This is a genomic window from Pseudomonadota bacterium (assembly GCA_016719885.1).
In the GTDB taxonomy this organism is placed as follows: domain Bacteria; phylum Pseudomonadota; class Gammaproteobacteria.
Genome location: JADJYF010000011.1, coordinates 180,843 through 197,607, shown reverse-complemented (window position 1 = coordinate 197,607; position 16,765 = coordinate 180,843). Strand labels below are relative to the sequence as shown.

At 67.1% G+C, this 16,765-nt stretch carries 19 protein-coding genes and 1 pseudogene; 12 read left to right on the top strand and 8 right to left on the bottom strand.

Annotated elements, in window-relative coordinates; genetic code table 11:
* The first annotated feature begins 146 nt into the window (after positions 1-146).
* Positions 147-858 (top strand): annotated as a pseudogene (locus IPM80_13225) (pirin family protein).
* Positions 859-934: 76 nt separating this feature from the next.
* Here the strand turns inward: IPM80_13225 and IPM80_13220 are convergent.
* Complete coding sequence (locus tag IPM80_13220; GenBank protein ID MBK8959361.1) at positions 935-1,459, bottom strand: hypothetical protein; 525 nt, start codon at positions 1,457-1,459, stop codon at positions 935-937.
* Positions 1,456-2,025, bottom strand: a complete 570-nt coding sequence (locus IPM80_13215) for a hypothetical protein (GenBank protein MBK8959360.1) — start codon at positions 2,023-2,025, stop codon at positions 1,456-1,458. Before IPM80_13215 ends, IPM80_13220 begins: the two co-directional genes overlap by 4 nt.
* A gap of 510 nt (positions 2,026-2,535) precedes the next feature.
* Between IPM80_13215 and IPM80_13210 the strand changes: the two genes are divergently transcribed.
* Positions 2,536-2,964 (top strand): response regulator, encoded by a 429-nt coding sequence (locus tag IPM80_13210; GenBank protein ID MBK8959359.1) that lies wholly within the window; start codon positions 2,536-2,538, stop codon positions 2,962-2,964.
* 36 nt (positions 2,965-3,000) lie between these two features.
* Here IPM80_13210 and IPM80_13205 read toward each other — a convergent pair whose 3' ends face one another.
* A complete protein-coding gene (locus IPM80_13205) occupies positions 3,001-3,501 on the bottom strand; it encodes a GreA/GreB family elongation factor (GenBank protein MBK8959358.1) in 501 nt (166 codons plus the stop codon).
* Entirely contained in the window at positions 3,498-4,538 is a 1,041-nt protein-coding gene (locus tag IPM80_13200) for a hypothetical protein (GenBank protein ID MBK8959357.1), read from the bottom strand. Before IPM80_13200 ends, IPM80_13205 begins: the two co-directional genes overlap by 4 nt.
* Positions 4,539-4,683: 145 nt before the next feature.
* Here IPM80_13200 and IPM80_13195 point away from each other — a divergent pair, with 145 nt between their 5' ends.
* Positions 4,684-5,445, top strand: a complete 762-nt coding sequence (locus tag IPM80_13195; GenBank protein MBK8959356.1) for an SDR family oxidoreductase — start codon at positions 4,684-4,686, stop codon at positions 5,443-5,445.
* Between the two features lie 49 nt (positions 5,446-5,494).
* On the opposite strand, the gene IPM80_13190 is transcribed toward IPM80_13195, so the two are convergent.
* Positions 5,495-5,902, bottom strand: a complete 408-nt coding sequence (locus IPM80_13190; protein ID MBK8959355.1) for a GFA family protein — start codon at positions 5,900-5,902, stop codon at positions 5,495-5,497.
* A gap of 163 nt (positions 5,903-6,065) precedes the next feature.
* Here IPM80_13190 and IPM80_13185 point away from each other — a divergent pair, with 163 nt between their 5' ends.
* Together IPM80_13185 and IPM80_13180 are read left to right on the top strand one after the other, a co-directional pair.
* Positions 6,066-6,935, top strand: a complete 870-nt coding sequence (locus IPM80_13185) for a TauD/TfdA family dioxygenase (GenBank protein MBK8959354.1) — start codon at positions 6,066-6,068, stop codon at positions 6,933-6,935.
* Between the two features lie 4 nt (positions 6,936-6,939).
* A complete protein-coding gene (locus IPM80_13180) occupies positions 6,940-7,329 on the top strand; it encodes a HEAT repeat domain-containing protein (GenBank protein ID MBK8959353.1) in 390 nt (129 codons plus the stop codon).
* A gap of 31 nt (positions 7,330-7,360) precedes the next feature.
* On the opposite strand, the gene IPM80_13175 is transcribed toward IPM80_13180, so the two are convergent.
* Positions 7,361-7,627, bottom strand: a complete 267-nt coding sequence (locus tag IPM80_13175; GenBank protein MBK8959352.1) for an AraC family ligand binding domain-containing protein — start codon at positions 7,625-7,627, stop codon at positions 7,361-7,363.
* A gap of 82 nt (positions 7,628-7,709) precedes the next feature.
* On the opposite strand from IPM80_13175, the gene IPM80_13170 reads away from it, so the two are divergent.
* Both IPM80_13170 and IPM80_13165 read left to right on the top strand, forming a co-directional pair.
* Positions 7,710-8,702, top strand: coding sequence for an aldo/keto reductase (locus IPM80_13170; GenBank protein MBK8959351.1), 993 nt, complete (start codon positions 7,710-7,712; stop codon positions 8,700-8,702).
* Between the two features lie 90 nt (positions 8,703-8,792).
* Positions 8,793-9,686 (top strand): acetylxylan esterase, encoded by an 894-nt coding sequence (locus tag IPM80_13165; GenBank protein ID MBK8959350.1) that lies wholly within the window; start codon positions 8,793-8,795, stop codon positions 9,684-9,686.
* A gap of 114 nt (positions 9,687-9,800) precedes the next feature.
* Here IPM80_13165 and IPM80_13160 read toward each other — a convergent pair whose 3' ends face one another.
* Positions 9,801-10,964: an MFS transporter gene (locus IPM80_13160; GenBank protein ID MBK8959349.1), complete on the bottom strand. Its 1,164-nt coding sequence runs from the start codon at positions 10,962-10,964 to the stop codon at positions 9,801-9,803.
* 154 nt (positions 10,965-11,118) lie between these two features.
* On the opposite strand from IPM80_13160, the gene IPM80_13155 reads away from it, so the two are divergent.
* Together IPM80_13155 and IPM80_13150 are read left to right on the top strand one after the other, a co-directional pair.
* Positions 11,119-11,976, top strand: coding sequence for a hypothetical protein (locus IPM80_13155; protein MBK8959348.1), 858 nt, complete (start codon positions 11,119-11,121; stop codon positions 11,974-11,976).
* 63 nt (positions 11,977-12,039) lie between these two features.
* Positions 12,040-13,074 carry an FHA domain-containing protein gene (locus tag IPM80_13150; protein MBK8959347.1) on the top strand — a complete coding sequence of 345 codons (1,035 nt, stop codon included), beginning with the start codon at positions 12,040-12,042 and terminating at the stop codon, positions 13,072-13,074.
* A 29-nt stretch (positions 13,075-13,103) separates the two neighbouring features.
* Here the strand turns inward: IPM80_13150 and IPM80_13145 are convergent, their stop codons facing one another.
* Positions 13,104-14,351, bottom strand: a complete 1,248-nt coding sequence (locus tag IPM80_13145) for an MFS transporter (protein MBK8959346.1) — start codon at positions 14,349-14,351, stop codon at positions 13,104-13,106.
* Between the two features lie 188 nt (positions 14,352-14,539).
* Here IPM80_13145 and IPM80_13140 point away from each other — a divergent pair, with 188 nt between their 5' ends.
* The 3 genes from IPM80_13140 (at position 14,540) to IPM80_13130 (ending at position 16,734) form a co-directional block, all read left to right on the top strand.
* Positions 14,540-15,541 carry an NADPH:quinone oxidoreductase family protein gene (locus IPM80_13140; GenBank protein ID MBK8959345.1) on the top strand — a complete coding sequence of 334 codons (1,002 nt, stop codon included), beginning with the start codon at positions 14,540-14,542 and terminating at the stop codon, positions 15,539-15,541.
* 87 nt (positions 15,542-15,628) lie between these two features.
* Positions 15,629-16,498, top strand: coding sequence for an SPFH domain-containing protein (locus tag IPM80_13135; protein MBK8959344.1), 870 nt, complete (start codon positions 15,629-15,631; stop codon positions 16,496-16,498).
* On the top strand, positions 16,495-16,734 hold the full coding sequence (locus IPM80_13130) for a hypothetical protein (GenBank protein MBK8959343.1): 240 nt from the start codon (positions 16,495-16,497) through the stop codon (positions 16,732-16,734). The genes IPM80_13135 and IPM80_13130 overlap by 4 nt, the downstream gene beginning before the upstream one ends.
* Positions 16,735-16,765: the final 31 nt, after the last annotated feature.

The following is a 16,765-nucleotide window of genomic DNA, read 5'->3' as shown; positions in this document are numbered from 1 at the left end:
CACAAGGCCCAGCCCACGGAACCCCACTCCCGCCGAACAGCGTCACCGCATCGTGCAGGGCCGGGCCACTTCCCGACGGCAGCGGGCGTACGCCAGTTTCACGTCATCGGTGGCCGACCTAGACTTCGCCGGAGCTCGATCCCTTCCTGCTGCTGGACGAATTCGTGTCGGACGATCCGGACGACTTCATCGGCGGCTTTCCGGGCCATCCCCACCGCGGCTTCGAGACCGTCACCTACATGCTGGCGGGCCGCATGCGCCTGACGGCACAACCAGGGCAACAGCGGCCTGCTGCGGGCCGGCAGCGTGCAGTGGATGACGGCCGGGCGCGGCGTCCTGCATTCGGAAATGCCGGAGCAGGAGAACGGCCTCATGTGGGGCTTTCAGCTGTGGGTCAACCTGCCGGCGCGCTCGAAGAAGATGGCGCCGCGCTACCGGGACATTGCGCCGTCCGACATTCCGATCATGGCCCGCACGCCCGCCGGCAATCGCATGAAAGTCATCGCCGGCGCGTTTCGCGCGCAAGGGCCCGTTGGCGGGCATCGAGGAGCAGAACCGGTGTATGTCGACATCGAGTTCAGCGCCGGCGCGCGCGAGACCGTGGCCTTGCCCGGCACGCACAATGCCTTCGTGTATTGCTACCAGGGCGCGGTGACGGTCGGCGATGCCGACCCGACGCTGGTCGGACATCGGCGCCTGGCCATGCCGATGCGCAGGCGGCGCGCTTCGGCCAGCATCCACGCGCTCGCGGCGATACACACGAAAATCAAATCGATGGTGGCGAAACGGCTGGCGGGATGCAGCAAGGTGTCGCGCCAGAACTGGCGCTGCGCGTCGAGGAACGACAGCTCGAGATAGTCCAGGATCTGCGACCAGGTGCCGAGCAACGCGACCACGGCCAGCAGCAGCCAGCCGGTCTGTCGCACGTGGGTGTTCAGTCGCATGGCAATCCTCGGGACCGGGTGCGGGGCGGGCCGGCGTTCAGGCCGCCGGCTTGCTGCGCCTGATGCCGATGGAACGCCCGACGGCCACCGGTCGCGCCAGTTGGCGCTGCGCCATGCAGTGTTCGAGAGCTGCGCACGGCCGGCGTGAGAGCTGGCGCGGCGCGCGACGGTGTCGAAGTGCAAGCCCAGTTGCTCGTGGGTGGCGAGCAATTCGTCACCGCGATACATCTCCTGGTAGAGTGCATCTTCTTGTCGTCGAAATCGAGCACGCGTGATTCGGTGCAGGTCGTCACCGAGCAGCGTTCGTTCTGGAACGTGTGTGGGATTCGAGCGCGCGACCAGGAATTATGGGTACGGCGCGTGTAGTCGGCGCCCATGCCGATGACCAGGGTCAACCCTTCGCCGGCGTCGTCGAAGGCCTTGCAGAGGTATTGGCGACGTTCGTGGCTCGTTGTAATCGAGCCAGTCGCGACCGTCACGCGGTGTTCGCACAAGCCATTTTCCGGAAGCGTCATGCCCGGCCTTCAGGTTCGCTCGCAGCGCGGCATTCTGCCCGAGCGCGGCGCGGGGGATCCAGCGCGACGGCTAGACGCTGGCAGTGAGCGCAGGCGATAGGCCACGTGCGTACCGGGCGGCGGACTTCGAGGCGCCTCGAAGCCATCGTGTCCATCCGCCGCCACCGCCTCGTGCGGCGGCGGTCCAGCAGGATCCGCCGGCCACGGCGGTGTTCACCGAGCTTGGCGGCGGCATTGTTCTCGGCGCCGAACACGTCGGCATCGCCGATGCGCAACACGTCGCCATAGCCTCCACCCCGACGCCCAGCAGCACGTGCTCGGCGCGCGGTCGCACAGGCGTTATTGTAGGCCGACAGGCAGCGTGCATGTCGATGGCGGCGTGCGGCATCGCCAGGGCTGCGGAAGATCACCAGCATGCTGTCGCCTTCGGGTCTTGAGCAGGATGCCTGCACCGGGGTTCCAGGCACGGCACCAGCAGGCGATGGGAAATATGGATGGTCTGCAGGAACTGCACGATGCCGGAACTCGGCGACATGGCGCGAGAAGCCGATGAGGTCGGTGAACATCGGCCCAGCGCTCGCCGAACGGCTTCCAGATCACCGCATCGATGGCCGCGGTGTCGGCGCCCGGCGCCAGCCTTTCTCGATCAGTCGTTCCAGACGGTCCTGGGAAGCATGGGATTCAGAATGCGGTCGAACAGCGGCATGACGGTTCCCGTGTGGTAATGCAGTCAGACTATCGTTTCGGCGAGCACGGCTCCATGTCCATGGCGAAGCATGTGCCCGCCCTCCCATCCCGGGCGCAGGCGCGCGCCATCATCGACGCCATGCAAGTTTCCGCGCCACTGGCCGATATACGGCACGAGCCGTGTGGCATTATGCCCCGGCTCGGCCGTCCGCCCCACGCCTTGGTGGTCGCGCCTTCGACCTGCCCTTCGCCGCATGCCTTGCCCCAGTCGAGGGCCCGCCGCGTCCCCGCGGCGCCAGTTTGAACGGTCCACCGCGCCCGCCCCTGTCCGCGCCCACGCAGCGCCGGAGCACTGCCGGAAGGACCCACCCGTGCTCTGGAGATTGCCGATGAGCCATTCTCGCAACGTGCAAGGCATCTTCGAACCGCTGTTCAGCACCAAGTCCGTCGGCCGCGGCACGGGACTCGGGCTGGCCATGGTGCATGGCATCGTGCACCGCAATCACGGTCACATCAGCGTCGCGACGGCGGCCGGCCAAGGCACCCGTTTCGACATCTTCCGCGTCCGGCGGCAACGACACCGCGACTTCGCGATCAGCGACCAGACCATGCCCAAGCTGACCGGCTCGGAACTCGCCATGCGTTGCAAGGCCATCAAGCCCGATCTGCCGATCATCCTCATGACCGGTCACAGCGCCACGCTCAACGCCAGGATTGCCGACGAACTCGGCATCGCGGCGCTGCTGGCCAAACCAGTGGACACCGCGGCCCTGGCCGCGGCCATCGCTGCGGCGCTGCTTCGCGGGCCGGCGCAATGACGCGGGGCACGCTGGAACGTGCGCTTGAAATCGCATCTACAGGGTCGGATCGGGATAACTGATGTCGACGATGGTGCAGCGCTGCAGCACGTCGCCGAGTGCGACTTCGTCGTCCAGCGCACGGCCCAGCAGGGCGCGCGCCACCGGCGCGTCGATGCTGATCTCGCCGCGCCCGGCGTCGGCTTCATCGGCGCCGACGATACGCAGGCGCTTGAGGTCGCCCTGCTCGTCCTCGAGCTCGACCAGCGCGCCGAAGAACACGCGCGAGGCGTCTTGCGGCGTGGTGCGCACCACCGTCAACGTCGGCATGCGGCGCTGCAGGTAGCCGAGCCGGCGGTCGATTTCGCGCAGTTCCTTCTTGCGGTAGATGTACTCGGCGTTTTCCGAGCGGTCGCCCTCGGCCGCGGCGGCGGCCAGGTGCACCACCACTTCGCGACGCCGCGACCACAGGGCGCGCGCCTCCGCTTCCAAGGCCCGGTAGCCACGCGCGGTGATGTAGGGCGTGCTCGCTTCGCGTGGGGCTCGCCAGCGGCTCATGGCGCCAGCGCCGCGAACCAAGGCCACACCCGTTCCTCGTTGATGGCGTCGGTATAGGCGTGTCCCCATTCCGGCAGTTCGGTATAGGTGAGCGTGTAGCCGAGCTCGGTCAGCAGCGCGCAGTGCGAACGCACGCTGCGCACGTCGAAGATGAAATCCCGCCCGCCGTGCACCACGAACAGCGGCAGCCCCAGGCCATGCCTGGCGCGCAGCAGCGCGTCCATGACCGGATGCAGCACGCCGGCGATGGGCGCGACGCCACTCCACAGCGAAGGACACGACAGCCCGAGGCAATAGGCGAAGCTGCCGCCGTCGGACAAGCCCGACAACAGCACGCGCCGCGCATCGTAACGGTAGCGGACCGCCAGTTCGGCCAGCATCGCGCGCACCGAACCGATGTCGACCTCGGGCTCCGACAATGACCAGGTCGGCCCGCGCGACTTGGGCGCCAGCACCATGGCGCCGGCGCGATGCGCGACCCGCATCCAGGTCCACAGGTATTCATGGCCATGGCCGTAGGCGCCGTGCAGGCACACGATGAGTGGCGGCGGCCGCGCGGGCGAATAGTCTTCCGGCACGTAGAGCGCGTAGCCGGCATGGGCGTCGCCCGCGGCCTGCTGCATGACACCGACGGGCAGCTCGCCATCCATGGCCGGCGCTCGCGGCGCGCCGGGCTCGCTCCCCCAGTAGGCCGCCAACTGTTCGAACTCGCCACGCAGGCCATAGGCCAGCGCCAGGCCTTCGCACCACAGGCGACGACTTTCGATGAAGGCCAGCGCGAAATCGGCGCCCGCCGCCGTCACCAGGCGTGAAACCGCGCGCGACCACAGTTCGATGACGGCGCCCAGGCGTCGATGCCCGATGTGGGTCGGCAGCGCCGCCAGCAAGGACGCATGACATTCGCGCAGGCGCTGCCGCGCGCCCTGCGGCTGGCGGAAATCGAGGGTCTGCTGCCACTGTTCGAAAAAGCGCATGAACTCCACCACGCGTGTGGTGCTGGCATCGAGGCCGTCGTCATGCGGGGCCCGGTCGGACATTGGCGCGCTCCCTGGTGCAGCTCGTCACGGCAGCCGCTGATTTACGCGCGTCCGCCGGCCGTGGTCAACGCCGGCGGTCGGCGCCGTGCGGCTACAATCGTCACCAGGCTTGTTCATCCACGACCCCGCACAGGATCAAATCATCATGCACTTGAAAGGCAGAATCGCACTCGTGACCGGTGGCGGACGCGGCATCGGCAAAGCCATCGCCCTCGGCCTGGCGCGCGACGGCGCCGACATCGTGATCTTCTATCGCCGCGATGCCGCGGCGGCCGATGAGACCGTCAAGGAGATCGAAGCGCTGGGCCGGCGCGCACGCGCCTACGCGGCGTCGGTCGACGATCTCGAAGCCTGCCGCGGCGCGGTCGATGCCGCCTGTCGCGATCTCGGTCCGGTGAGCATCCTTGTCAACAACGCCGGCATCGCCAGCCGCGGCCGCAGCGTGGCCGATACCGATCCGGCCGAGATGGAACGGGTGGTGCGCACCCATGCGTTCGGCCCGTTCTTCCTTTCCCACCTGCTGGTGCCGGTCATGCGCACCCAGCCGCGCGGCGACATCATCATGATCTCGAGCATCGCCACGCGTCACATGAGCGCCAATGGTGCGCCCTACAACATGGGCAAGGCGGCGCTCGAAGCACTCAGCGCGACGCTCGCCAAGGAAGTCCATGGCGACGGCATCTTCGTCAACACCGTGTGCGCGCCGCTGACCGCGACCGAGATGGGCGAGCGCCTCGCCAAGGCGGTGTACGGCGTCAAGCAGGACATCCACGAGCTGAATGCCGAGATGGGCTTCGGCCGCATCTGCGAGCCGGAAGATCTCGCCGGCCTGGTGAGCTACCTGGTGTCGCCGCAAAACACCTACGTGAGCGGCGAACGCATCTACGTGCACGGCGGCGTGCAGTAAGGGCATCCGCCGTCCCGCGCAACGGCGGCACGGCGGATCGCGCCGCGCTTCAGCCCGGCATGCGTTCGAAGGCCGGCATGCCGTCCGGCACATGCTGGAAGGGCTGGGCATCGCAAGTGAAGATGGCGAGGTCCGGCTTGAACATGGCCGGGTCGTCCATGGTGCCGACCTTCAGCAGCACCACGTTCGGCAAGGCATGGGGCGCGCGGCTCAAGAGCTGCGTGCCGCAGTCGGGACAGAATTCACGGGTCACCGGGTTGGCCAGATCCGCGCGCGCGAATTGCTTGGGCGTGCCCTGGGTGTATGCGAAGCCGGCGGCCGGCATGCCGATGGTGACATTGGCGCCGCCGCCGGACAGGTACTGGCATTCGCGGCAATGGCATTGCACCTTGATGACCGGCTCGCCGGCGACGTGGTAGTGAATCTTGCCGCAGTAACAATGACCTGAAAATTCCATGACCGTGCCCTCGGGGATGCGTGTTGCGTGGAGCGCCAGTGTACTCGGGTGGGCGCCGCGACAGGGGGCCGGCGCATCGCACCTGCCCGATTGCGGCATGACGCGGGGCCCGGCCTTCTGCCTATACTCAGCCTCAATGTCCACGCGCCCGAGGAGTGCCGCCATGTCGCTGTCCCTGCGCCCCACCGACGCCACGCTGGGCGCGGTGATCACCGGTATCCAGCTCAGCGCCTTGAGTGACGCCGAGTGGCGCGACATCGAAAGCGCGTTTCTCGAGTACGGCGTGCTGTTCTTTCCCGGCCAGCACTTGAGCGCCAAGGCGCAGCTCGAATTCGCATTGCGCTTCGGCGACATCGAGGTGCTGGCGGAAGGCATGACCACCATTCCCATCGCCAACAAGGCGCCCGACGGTAAAGTGCTCGAAGCCGAATCGGATCGCATGAAACTCCTGCGCGGCAACGAAGGCTGGCACACCGACAGTTCCTACATGCGCCTGGCGTCCAAGGCCGCGGTGCTGTCGGCCCATGTCATTCCGAGCAGCGGCAGCCAGACGCAATGGGCCGACGCGCGTGCCGCCTACGACGCGCTGGACGACGCGACCCGCGCACGCATCGCCGGCCTCGCCGCCCATCATTCCTATTTCTATTCCCAGGCGAAGATGGGTCACCAGGTGGAAGTGGGCGCCGGTTACGGCTTCTTCGCCGGTGAATCGCCGCTGCGGCCGCTGGTCAAGATCCATCCCGTGACCGGCCGCGCGGCGCTGTACGTGGGGCGCCACGCCGCGCGCATTCCGGGCATGGAGCAGGCCGAGGCCGAAGCGCTGATCAAGCAGCTCAACGATTTCATCTGCCAGCCGCCGCGCGTGCATACCCATCACTGGCAGCCGGGCGACGTGGCGGTGTGGGACAACCGCAGCCTCTTGCACCGCGCCTGTCCTTACGATTACACCCAGGAGCGCGTCATGATGCACACCCGCATCAAGGGCGACATCGAAACCGAGAGCGCCATCAATGCACGGCTGATGGCCGCCTGAGCGAGTGAGTTTTCGCGCTTACATCGCTGGCGAGGTGCGCCAGTTGGCATCGCCCGGCGCGCAGCAGGCGGTGGCCAACCTGCTGGCCCTGTCGCCGCTCGTGATAGGCGATCTCATCGACGAGTTCTGGCACGCGCGCAATGCCGACATCCGCGCCGGCATCGTGTTCGTCATCGGCCGCTTCGGCGATGAATCGGCCCTCGATTTTTTCATGAGCGCGCTCGACGACGTGCACGAGCAGACCTGGATGAATGCGCTCGACGGCCTGGTCAACATCGGCACGCCCGCGGTCATCAGGCGCTTGACCGCCTTCATGGTCTCCGTCAACCCCGACGACATTCGCGGCGCCTGGACCATGGAGGCCATCGAACAGATCAGCCACGCGTTGTCGTGAGCGGGCGCGCCTGCCGCAGCGCGGCGTGGCGCTAGCGCTTGCTGAACAACAGGCGCGCGCCGGCCGGACCGTATTGTTCGTGGTGGGTGATGCCGCCGTCGAGGCTGAAGATGTCGCCCGGCCCGCAGGTGGTGGTGCGGTCGGCGGTGACGACGCTGATCTGGCCGTCGAGGATGAGCGCGCAGGCCGTGTAATCATGCACGTGGTCGGTGGTGACGAGGTTCGCCTCGCGCTCGATGACGGTGGGCTCGGGAAAACCCTTGCTGGCGAGCATGACGCGGAACGTGGCTTCGTTCATGGGACGGTCTCCGTGACTCGGGGCGCCACTATAAACCGCCGGCCACCGTTTGTGGCCCTATGACTCCAGGAGATCAACGCCAATGCAAACCATCAATTTCGGCAATACCGGGCTGCGCGTGTCGCGCCTGTGCCTGGGCTGCATGAGCTATGGCTCGCCGAGCTGGCGCGACTGGGTGCTGGACGAGAACGCGTCCATGCCCTTCTTCGCACGCGCCTTCGAGCTCGGCATCAATTTCTTCGATACCGCCGACGTCTATTCGCTGGGCGAAAGCGAACGCATTCTCGGCCGCGCCATGCGCGCCTATGGCGCGCGTCGCGAGGATGTCGTGATCGCGACCAAGGTGTTCTTCCCGATGGGCGCCGGCGACAACAACCGCGGCCTGTCGCGCAAGCACATCATGCACGCCATCGACGAATCGCTGCGGCGCCTCGGCACCGACTATGTCGACGTCTACCAGATCCATCGCCTCGACCGCGTGACGCCCATGGAGGAGGTCCTCGAGGCGCTGCACGCCGTGGTGCAAGCCGGCAAGGCGCTCTATCTCGGCGCGTCCAGCATGTACGCCTGGGAGTTCTCACGACTCTTGCATCTCGCCGAGCGCCACGGCCTCACGCGCTTCGTGTCCATGCAGAATCACTACAACCTCGTGTACCGCGAGGAAGAGCGCGAAATGCTGCCGCTGTGTCGCGCCGAGGGTGTGGCGGTCATTCCCTGGAGCCCGCTCGCGCGCGGCTTCCTGACCGGCAATCGCACGCGCGACGCAGGCAAGGCCGGCAGCGTCACGGTACGCGCCGGCAGTGACGCGTTCGCCGACGAAATGTATTTCCAGGAAGACGACTTCGCGGTGGTCGACGCGGTCAGCGCCATCGCCAAGGCGCGCGGCGTGCCCAATGCGCAGGTAGCCCTCGCCTGGCTGTTGGCGCAGGACGGTGTCACCGCGCCCATCGTCGGCGCCACCAAGCTTGCGCATCTCGAAGACGCGGCATCCGCGCTCGACATCGTGTTGAGCAGCGATGAACTGGCGGCGCTGGCGGCGCCCTACAAACCGCACCCGGTGCTGGGCAACCTGTAGGCGCGACGCTGACCACTGGCGCCGGGTCTCATCGGCCGTTTATCTTTAGCCCTGCTTTTATTGTGCTCATCAACTTTCGAGGGGACTCCCATGCGTAGCGATATCGAATTCAAATCCGAGGGCCTGACCCTGCGCGGCTGGCTGTACAAGCCGGCCAAGGGCAAGGGTCCGTTTCCGACCGTGGTCATGGCGCACGGCTTTTCGGGCGTCAAGGAAATGGGCCTGGACGAATACGCCGAGGTGTTCTGCAAGGCCGGCATGGCAGTGCTGGTCTATGACAACCGCTGCCTGGGCGAATCGGACGGCAAACCGCGCTCCGACATCGACCCGGTCATGCAGATGCGCGATTACCGCAGCGCCATCACCTTCGCGCAGTCGCGCAAGGAATGCGATTCGAACCGCATCGGCATCTGGGGCACGAGTTATACCGGCGGCACGGTGTGCGCGGTGGCGGCGCTCGATCGGCGCGTGAAAGCGGTGGTCAGCCAGGTGCCGTTCATGAACGGCGTGCGCAACCTGCAGCAGTTCCTGCCGGTGGTGAACATGAAGGGCTTCCGCCAGATGCTGGACGAGGATCGTCAGCGCCGCGTCGAGGGCAAGCCCTCGCAGTACATGAAGATGTGCACGCTGGACCCGAGCGAACCGCACCTGTTCCCCGGCGAACAGACCTACAACTTCATTCACCGCTACGTCGGCAAGGGCAAGAAGTCGACCTGGGAAAACCGCGTCACGCTGCGCTCCATCGACTACATGCTGGAATACGACGTGAGCGGCTACATGAAGCTCATCAGCCCCACGCCGCTGCTCATGATCGTCTCGGAGTTCGACACCTGCACGCCGACCGACATCGCGCTCGACCACTTCAACATGGTGCCGGGGCCGAAGAAGCTGCACATCATCGACTCCGACCACTACGAGGCCTACGTCGAGAAATTCGACGAGACCAGCGCCGCGGCCAGGGATTTCTTCGTCGAGAACCTGTAACGACAACGTCCGTGTAGGTGCGAATTCATTCGCACATTCGGATGTCAGGCTGAAGCCTGACCCACAATGAAAACGCCTTCCTTGTGGGTCAGACTTCAGTCTGACATTCGACGATTAAGCCGCGACGCGCCTCTCCAGTCTGCGACGAAACCACAGCCCCAGCGCAATCACCCCCACGCCCGCGGTGCTGAAGGCCGCGCCGTAGCCGCCGTGATCGATCACGGCGCCCAGCAGCATCACGCCGAAGCCCTGCCCCAGGAACATCATGAACACCCATAGCGCGAGCGCCGTGCCGCGCGCGTTCGGATCGAGTTCCGTGGCCTGGGTCTGCATGGTGTTGTGAAAGGTGTAGAAACCGAAGCCGGCCAGGAACAGCGCCGGCGGCGCCAGCCACCAGTGCGGCAGCCACGGCAACACCAGGTAACAGACGCCGAGCAGCGCGGTGCCGGCCACCACCATGCGCCGCTCGCCGAGCCGCGCCACCAAGGGCCGCACCATGGCGCTATAGGCCATGCCGCCCACGCCGTACATGCTCAGGATGGCGCCGATGCTGGCATAGCCCAGCTCGAAGCGATGGCGCAGGTAAGCGCCGTAGAAAGCCGCGACGCCGAAAATGAGCACACCTTCGAGCGTGCCGGTGATGACCACCGCGCGACTGTGGGCGCCGCGCATGAGCGACCAGTAGATGCCGAGCACTTCGCGCGGCGAGCGTTGCTGCGCGGCCGGCTGCGGGCCTTGCTGGCTGGCGCGCATCCACAGTGCCACCGCCACCAGCGCGCAGCACGCGGCGAACAGGTGAAAAATCGTGCGCCACTCCATGTACTCGGCGACCAGTCCGCCCAGGCAGCCACCACCTATCTGTCCCAGCACCAGGCCATTGAGAAAGCGGCCGATGACGAGCTGGCGCCGCTCATAAGGCACTTCGTCGGCGATGTAGGCCATCGCCAAGGGCACCGTGCCGGCCATCGCCGTGCCGCACAGGAAGCGCATGGCGGCCAGTGATTCGAGGCTGCCGGTCAGGCCCGAGGCCAGCACGAACAGCGTCGATATGGTCATGGCGCCGGCAATCACGCGCAGCTTGCCGGCGCGGTCGCCGAGCGGACCGAACACCACCTGGAAAGCGCCGTAGGGCACCGCGAAGGCGCTCACCACGATGCCGGCCGCGCCGACGCTGGTGCCGAAGTCGTGGGCAATCAGGGGCAGCAGCGGCCCGGTCACGGTCATCACGGCCACCACCACGAAGCTGGCCGCGCCGAGCAGGAAGACGATGGATGGCACCTTTGGATACGGTCCTGTGGAAGGCAGCATGGGCCGCGTTCGGGCTGCGTCACGCGGCGGGCCCGCGACCTTAAGCCCTGGCCGCGGCAGTGTCCATTGCTGTGCGCCAGTGCCTTGGGCCGCTTCGCGCTTATCCTCTAGAATCCCGGCGGACATGGAGAACAGTGACCCAGTGCACGCGCCGTCGCCCAAGTCCTCGCTGTCGCGACTCGAGGAGATTGGCTTCGAACTGTCCGGCGAATGGCTGCTGGACGACGGCGAGCCGCGCATCGAGGTGCGGCGCTACGCGGCGGCGGCCAACGTCTTGTACGCCTTCGTCAGCGACCAGGAACTGCTCTACATCGGCCGCTCCGGGCGCGCCCTCGGCCTGCGCATGCAGGGCTACGAGCAGGGCGGCCCGCCGCGCTCGGTGCGCGCCCGCAATCGCGAACGGGTGGTGGCGATGCTGATGCTCGACCAGCAGGTGGCGCTGTACGCCATGCCGGACCCGGGCTCGATGCTGTACGGCAGCTTCCGCGTCAACCTCGCCGCCGGCCTGCAGCACAGTCTCATCGAGGCCCTCGACCCGCCGTGGAACAAGGCCGGCGGCGGCCTGCCCGAGGCGGTCGACCCGACCCCGCTGCACCAGGTGCCGGTGACGGCAGGGCGGCGCGGCGCCGATGCCGGGCGCGCCGCGCACGGCGCGGGCAGCGATACCTCGGCGCGCCCCAGCTACCGTTTCCTGGTCGGCTACATGTACATGGACAAGGGTTTCTTCAACGTGCCGGTGCGCTATTCGCGGCTGTTCGGCAAGGACCGCGAACGCATCAAGATCCTGTGCGGTCGCGAGCGCTCCACCATCCACGGCCACATCGACCGCTCGTGCAACACCAACGCCTCGCCGCGTATCGTCGGCGGCAGCGCGCTCAAGCATTGGTTCGAGGAACATGCCGGCCTCAACAACCCGGTCGACATCGACATCCTCGCCCCCAACGCGGTGTGGATCCGCAATCCCGGCACCCGTTTCGAATGAGTGAGCCGGTGCCGGCCCGATGCCCATCGCCGACGCATTGCATTAGACTTGGGGGCTGACGCCATGGACAAATCCAAGAAACAGCTTGCCGTGTTGTATGCCGACGTGTCCGGCAGCACGCGCCTGTATGAGCAATACGGCGACGCCATCGCGCGCGCCGACCTGGCGCTGTGCATCGACATCCTGCGCGAGATTGCGCGCGGCCTGTCCGGCGAGACCCTCAAGACTATCGGCGACGAAATCATGGTGGCCTTCGCCGAACCGGTGAAAGCCGCCCTGTGCGCTACCGAGATGCAGGCCAGCCTGCGCCGCAGCGGCGAGGAAGGGCGCTTCAAGATGGGCGTGCTGCACATCAAGATCGGCTGGCATTACGGCGCGGTCGCGTGGCGCGACAACGATCTCATCGGCGAAGCGCCGACCACCGCGCAACAGATCATCAAGCTCGCCAAGGCCGATGAGATCCTGACCTCGCGCCAGGCGGTCGACACCCTGCCTCCACCGCTGTTTCCCGACATTCACCCCATCGAGAAAGTGCCGGCCGAAGCCTGGAACGGTGAGCTGGCGATCTACAAGATGCCGTGGGAGCGTACCGGCGAGGAAACCCAGATCTCGTCGCGGCCACGCTTGGCCGCCACCGCCGGCGAAATCACCCTGGTGCTCAATTACGGCGACACGCGTCTGCGCATCGATTCACGCAACACCAGCTGCAGCGTCGGTCGCGGCAAGCAGGCCGGTCTGCAGGTCAATGGCCGCCTGACTTCGCGCCAGCACGCGGAGCTGTCGTTCCGCAACGGCCGCTTCTACCTGCGCGACGAAAGCACCAACGGCAGCTACATCATCAGCGAGGACGGCGCACGCAAACATCTGCGCCGCGAGGAAGACGTGCTGTCGGGCCGGGGGCGCATCGGCTTCGGCGCGTGGCCGGACGATGACGTGGACGGCAGCGTGGGCTTCGATTGCGGGTGGATTCATTCGGCATTCGTCGTCAGGGTGCGAAGTCTGACCCACAGCAAAAAGCCATCGAAGAGGGGGGGGGGGGGGGGGGGGGGGGGGGGGGGGGGGGGGGGCGCTGCGCTTGTGGGTCAGACTTCAGTCTGACATGCCTGCCCCTCCCGGCAATTTCGAATTCACGATGCCATGGCTCGACTTCGCGCCGTCTCGCGCGCCACCCGCCACGCAATCACCACCCCGCCGAACAGGCACAAGGCCACGCCGTAGAACACTTCGACGGCGAGCCCGTGGTCGAGCATCTTGCCGAACACGAAGGGACCGGCGGCAATGCCGGCATCGAGCCCCGAATACACCACGCCGTACACGCGGCCGGTCGCGCCGGGTGGCGAGGCGCTGCGGATCAGCATGTCGCGCGACGGGCCGGACAGGCCCGAGCCGAAACCCATCACCGCCATGAAGACCATGGCCAGCGTGCCGGGCACGAGTTGCATGGCCACCGCCAGGGCCGCCAACACCGACAAGGCCAGCGCGATCGTGATGTTGCGTTCCAGCGCGCGGCTGCGCGACACCAGCCAGCCGCCCGCCAGCATGCCGCCGGCGCTGGCCAGCATGTAGACGGTGATGCTCATGGCGGCGGCGTGGCGATCGAGACCATAGCCCTGCATGAACACCGTGGGTGAAAAGCTCTGCACGCCGCCGAGCGCGGCGGCGACGAAGAAAAAGAAACCGAAGCACAACCAGATCACCGGCAGCTTGAGGAAGGCCAAGGGCGATTCCGTCGACGGCGGCGCGTGCGCAGTCGACGCCTGGTGGGTGGTGGCCGGCGCGTCCAGCACCTCGCGGTAGAGGAACACCAGTGCGATCACCAGCACCGGCAGCAGCGCCGCGCCGAGCACCGCCGCGCGCCAGCCGAAAGGCGCCGCCAGTCCCACCAGGAACACCGGCGCGAAGGCCCAACCGAGACTGCCCGACAGGCCGTGCACCGAATAGGCCGGGCCCAGGCGCGGCACGCTCACGCGGTGATTGATGAACCAGAAATCGACCGGATGGAACACCGAGTTGCCGAGGCCGGCGAACACCGCGCCCGCCACGAAGCCCCAGTAGCCGTGACTGATACCGAACAGCGTCGCGCCGATGGCCAGGCAGGCGAGACCACCGCACAGCGTGGCGCGCGGCCCGTAGCGGTCGACCACGAAGCCCGCTGCCGCCTGCGCGATCCCGGAGACCGCGAACATTACGCTCAGGATGAAGCCGAGCTCGGCATAGCTCCAGCCGAACTCGGCCTTGATCCAGGGAAACAGCGGCGCCAGCACCAGTTGAAAGAAATGGCTGACCAGATGCGCGCCCGCCACCAGGCCGACGATCAGCGCATCGTCGCGCCACGGCACGGGCTTGCTCTCGACACTCTCGGCTTGCGTGTTCATGGCGCGGCGCGGACCTATGCTTGCGCGAATTTCCCCTTGTCGGACATCATGCGTGACGGTGTCGCGGCTCGGTGAACCAGCGCGCACCTTAACCCGATGCCCGGCCTCGATCCATGCAGGCCACGGCCACGCCCGCCGTACCATGCACGGCACAACGCAAGAAAGTTTCGCAGCAACGGAGATCCCGAATGAAAGCCATGCTCAGCACCGCGCCCGGCGGCCCGTCCACCCTGGTCTTGAGTGATATGCCCTCGCCCAGCGCCGGTGCGGGCGAAGTGCGCATCCGGGTGCGCGCCTGCGGCGTCAATTACCCCGACACCCTCATCATCGAGGACAAGTACCAGTTCCGCCCCGCGCGCCCGTTCGCGCCCGGCGGCGAGGTGTCGGGCGAAATCGACCAGCTCGGCGCAGGCGTGAGCTCGCTCAAGGTCGGCGATCGCGTGATCGCCATGCTTGGCCACGGCGGCATGGCGGAGCAGGTGGTGATCAAGGCCGAGAAAGTCTTCAAGGCGCCGCCCGGCATGCCCTTCGACGAAGCGGCGACCTTCATCCTGACCTATGGCACGTCCTATCACGCGCTCAAGCAGCGCGGCACCTTGAAGCCGGGCGAGACGCTGCTGGTGTTGGGCGCCGCCGGCGGTGTCGGCCTCGCGGCGGTGGAACTCGGCAAGGCCATGGGTGCGCGCGTGATCGCGGCGGTCTCCAGTGAAGAGAAGCTCGCGCTGGCCAAGGCCCATGGCGCCGACTCGGGCGTGATCTACCCGACCGGGCCGTTCGACAAGGATGGCACCAAGGCCCTGGCCGCGCTGTTCAAGGACGCCTGCGGCCCGAACGGCGCAGACGTGGTGTACGACGCGGTGGGCGGCGACTACGCCGAGGCGGCGCTGCGCTCGACCGCCTGGGAAGGGCGCTTCCTGGTGGTGGGCTTCCCGGCCGGCATTCCGCGCATCCCGCTCAACCTCGCGCTGCTCAAGAACTGCGCCATCGTCGGCATTTTCTGGGGCGCGTGGACCGAGCGCGACCCGCAGGCCAGCCAGCAGAACAACCGCGAGCTGGTGGACTTCTACACCCAGGGCAAGATCAAGCCGCACATTTCCGGCCGTTACCCGCTGGCCCAGGCCGGCCAGGCGATCGCCGACCTCGCGGCGCGCAAGGCGCTCGGCAAGCTGGTGGTGATGATCGACGAGTAGGCGAGCTGAGCGGCGCCGGCGCCACGGGTTGCCGGTGCCGCAGCCGCCACGACCGACACGAGAACGCAGCATCACGGGGATAAGGACATGTCCGACATCGAAGAACGCCCTGCCCGCCGCCTGCCCGGCTGGTTCGCACTGATTGCGGTGATCGCCATGGTCGGATGGGTGGCGATAGGGTTCATCGCGCCGCTCGTACGCGGCCACGGCAGCCCGAACGGCATGCTGCTGTTCCTGCTGCCACTGCTGCTATTCGCCTTGAAGGGTTTCGTGGTGCTCGAGCCCAACAAGGCCATGGTGCTCAATTTCTTTGGCAACTACGCCGGCACGCTGCGCGAACCGGGCTTCTTCTACGTCAACCCTTTCAACAACAAGCACCCCATTTCACTGCGCGCGCATAACCTCAACACGCCGACCCTCAAGGTCAACGATCGTGCCGGCAATCCCATCGAAGTGGCGGCGGTCATCGTGTGGCGCGTGTATGACACCGCGCGCGCGGTGTTCGATGTCGAGGACTATCGCGCGTACGTGACCATGCAGAGTGAATCGGCGGTACGCCAGGTCGCGAGCGCGCGCTGGTACGACGGCGACGAGCAGGGCGCGGACAGCCTGCGCAGCGATCTCGACGCGGTCGCGCGCCTGTTGGTCGAAAGCATCCAGAGCCACTGCGCGCTGGCCGGCCTCGAGATCCTCGAAGCACGCATATCCCATCTCGCCTACGCGCCGGAGATCGCCGGCGCGATGCTGCGTCGTCAGCAGGCGGTGGCGGTGGTGGCGGCGCGCACGCAAATCGTCGAAGGTGCGGTGGGCATGGTGAAGCTCGCCGTCGAACGCCTGGAGGCCGACGGCGTGGTCAAACTCGGCGAGGCCGACAAGGTGAAGCTCGTCACCAATCTCATGACCGTGCTGGTCGGTGACAGCGAAGCGCAACCGGTACTGTCGGTGGACCACGCGTGACCCGTTCGACGCCGTTCGCGGCGGTGCCGCGCAAGGTGCTGCTGGGCGCCGCGGCGCTGTCCGCCAGTGGAGCAACGATGTTGATGGCGGGAGTGCTCGCCCTGACCCAGCCGACGCTCCTGCCGGCCCTCGGCGCGCCTTCCATCGCCTGGCCGCTGGTCATGGTCGGCGGCCTGCTGGACGCCGCGGCCGTCAGCCTGCTGCTCGGCGCGCTGCGTGCGGCGCGCGCGGCATGAGGTGCGGCTGACCGCGCCCCGTGGAACAGGC

Excerpts from the sequence above, each read along its gene's own strand:
- IPM80_13220 (MBK8959361.1), bottom strand. The coding sequence starts at position 1,459 with ATGACGCTTCCGGAAAATGGCTTGTGCGAACACCGCGTGACGGTCGCG.
- IPM80_13215 (MBK8959360.1), bottom strand. The coding sequence starts at position 2,025 with ATGTTCACCGACCTCATCGGCTTCTCGCGCCATGTCGCCGAGTTCCGG.
- IPM80_13210 (MBK8959359.1), top strand. The coding sequence starts at position 2,536 with ATGAGCCATTCTCGCAACGTGCAAGGCATCTTCGAACCGCTGTTCAGC.
- IPM80_13205 (MBK8959358.1), bottom strand. The coding sequence starts at position 3,501 with ATGAGCCGCTGGCGAGCCCCACGCGAAGCGAGCACGCCCTACATCACC.
- IPM80_13200 (MBK8959357.1), bottom strand. The coding sequence starts at position 4,538 with ATGTCCGACCGGGCCCCGCATGACGACGGCCTCGATGCCAGCACCACA.
- IPM80_13195 (MBK8959356.1), top strand. The coding sequence starts at position 4,684 with ATGCACTTGAAAGGCAGAATCGCACTCGTGACCGGTGGCGGACGCGGC.
- IPM80_13190 (MBK8959355.1), bottom strand. The coding sequence starts at position 5,902 with ATGGAATTTTCAGGTCATTGTTACTGCGGCAAGATTCACTACCACGTC.
- IPM80_13185 (MBK8959354.1), top strand. The coding sequence starts at position 6,066 with ATGTCGCTGTCCCTGCGCCCCACCGACGCCACGCTGGGCGCGGTGATC.
- IPM80_13175 (MBK8959352.1), bottom strand. The coding sequence starts at position 7,627 with ATGAACGAAGCCACGTTCCGCGTCATGCTCGCCAGCAAGGGTTTTCCC.
- IPM80_13170 (MBK8959351.1), top strand. The coding sequence starts at position 7,710 with ATGCAAACCATCAATTTCGGCAATACCGGGCTGCGCGTGTCGCGCCTG.
- IPM80_13165 (MBK8959350.1), top strand. The coding sequence starts at position 8,793 with ATGCGTAGCGATATCGAATTCAAATCCGAGGGCCTGACCCTGCGCGGC.
- IPM80_13155 (MBK8959348.1), top strand. The coding sequence starts at position 11,119 with ATGGAGAACAGTGACCCAGTGCACGCGCCGTCGCCCAAGTCCTCGCTG.
- IPM80_13150 (MBK8959347.1), top strand. The coding sequence starts at position 12,040 with ATGGACAAATCCAAGAAACAGCTTGCCGTGTTGTATGCCGACGTGTCC.
- IPM80_13145 (MBK8959346.1), bottom strand. The coding sequence starts at position 14,351 with ATGAACACGCAAGCCGAGAGTGTCGAGAGCAAGCCCGTGCCGTGGCGC.
- IPM80_13140 (MBK8959345.1), top strand. The coding sequence starts at position 14,540 with ATGAAAGCCATGCTCAGCACCGCGCCCGGCGGCCCGTCCACCCTGGTC.
- IPM80_13135 (MBK8959344.1), top strand. The coding sequence starts at position 15,629 with ATGTCCGACATCGAAGAACGCCCTGCCCGCCGCCTGCCCGGCTGGTTC.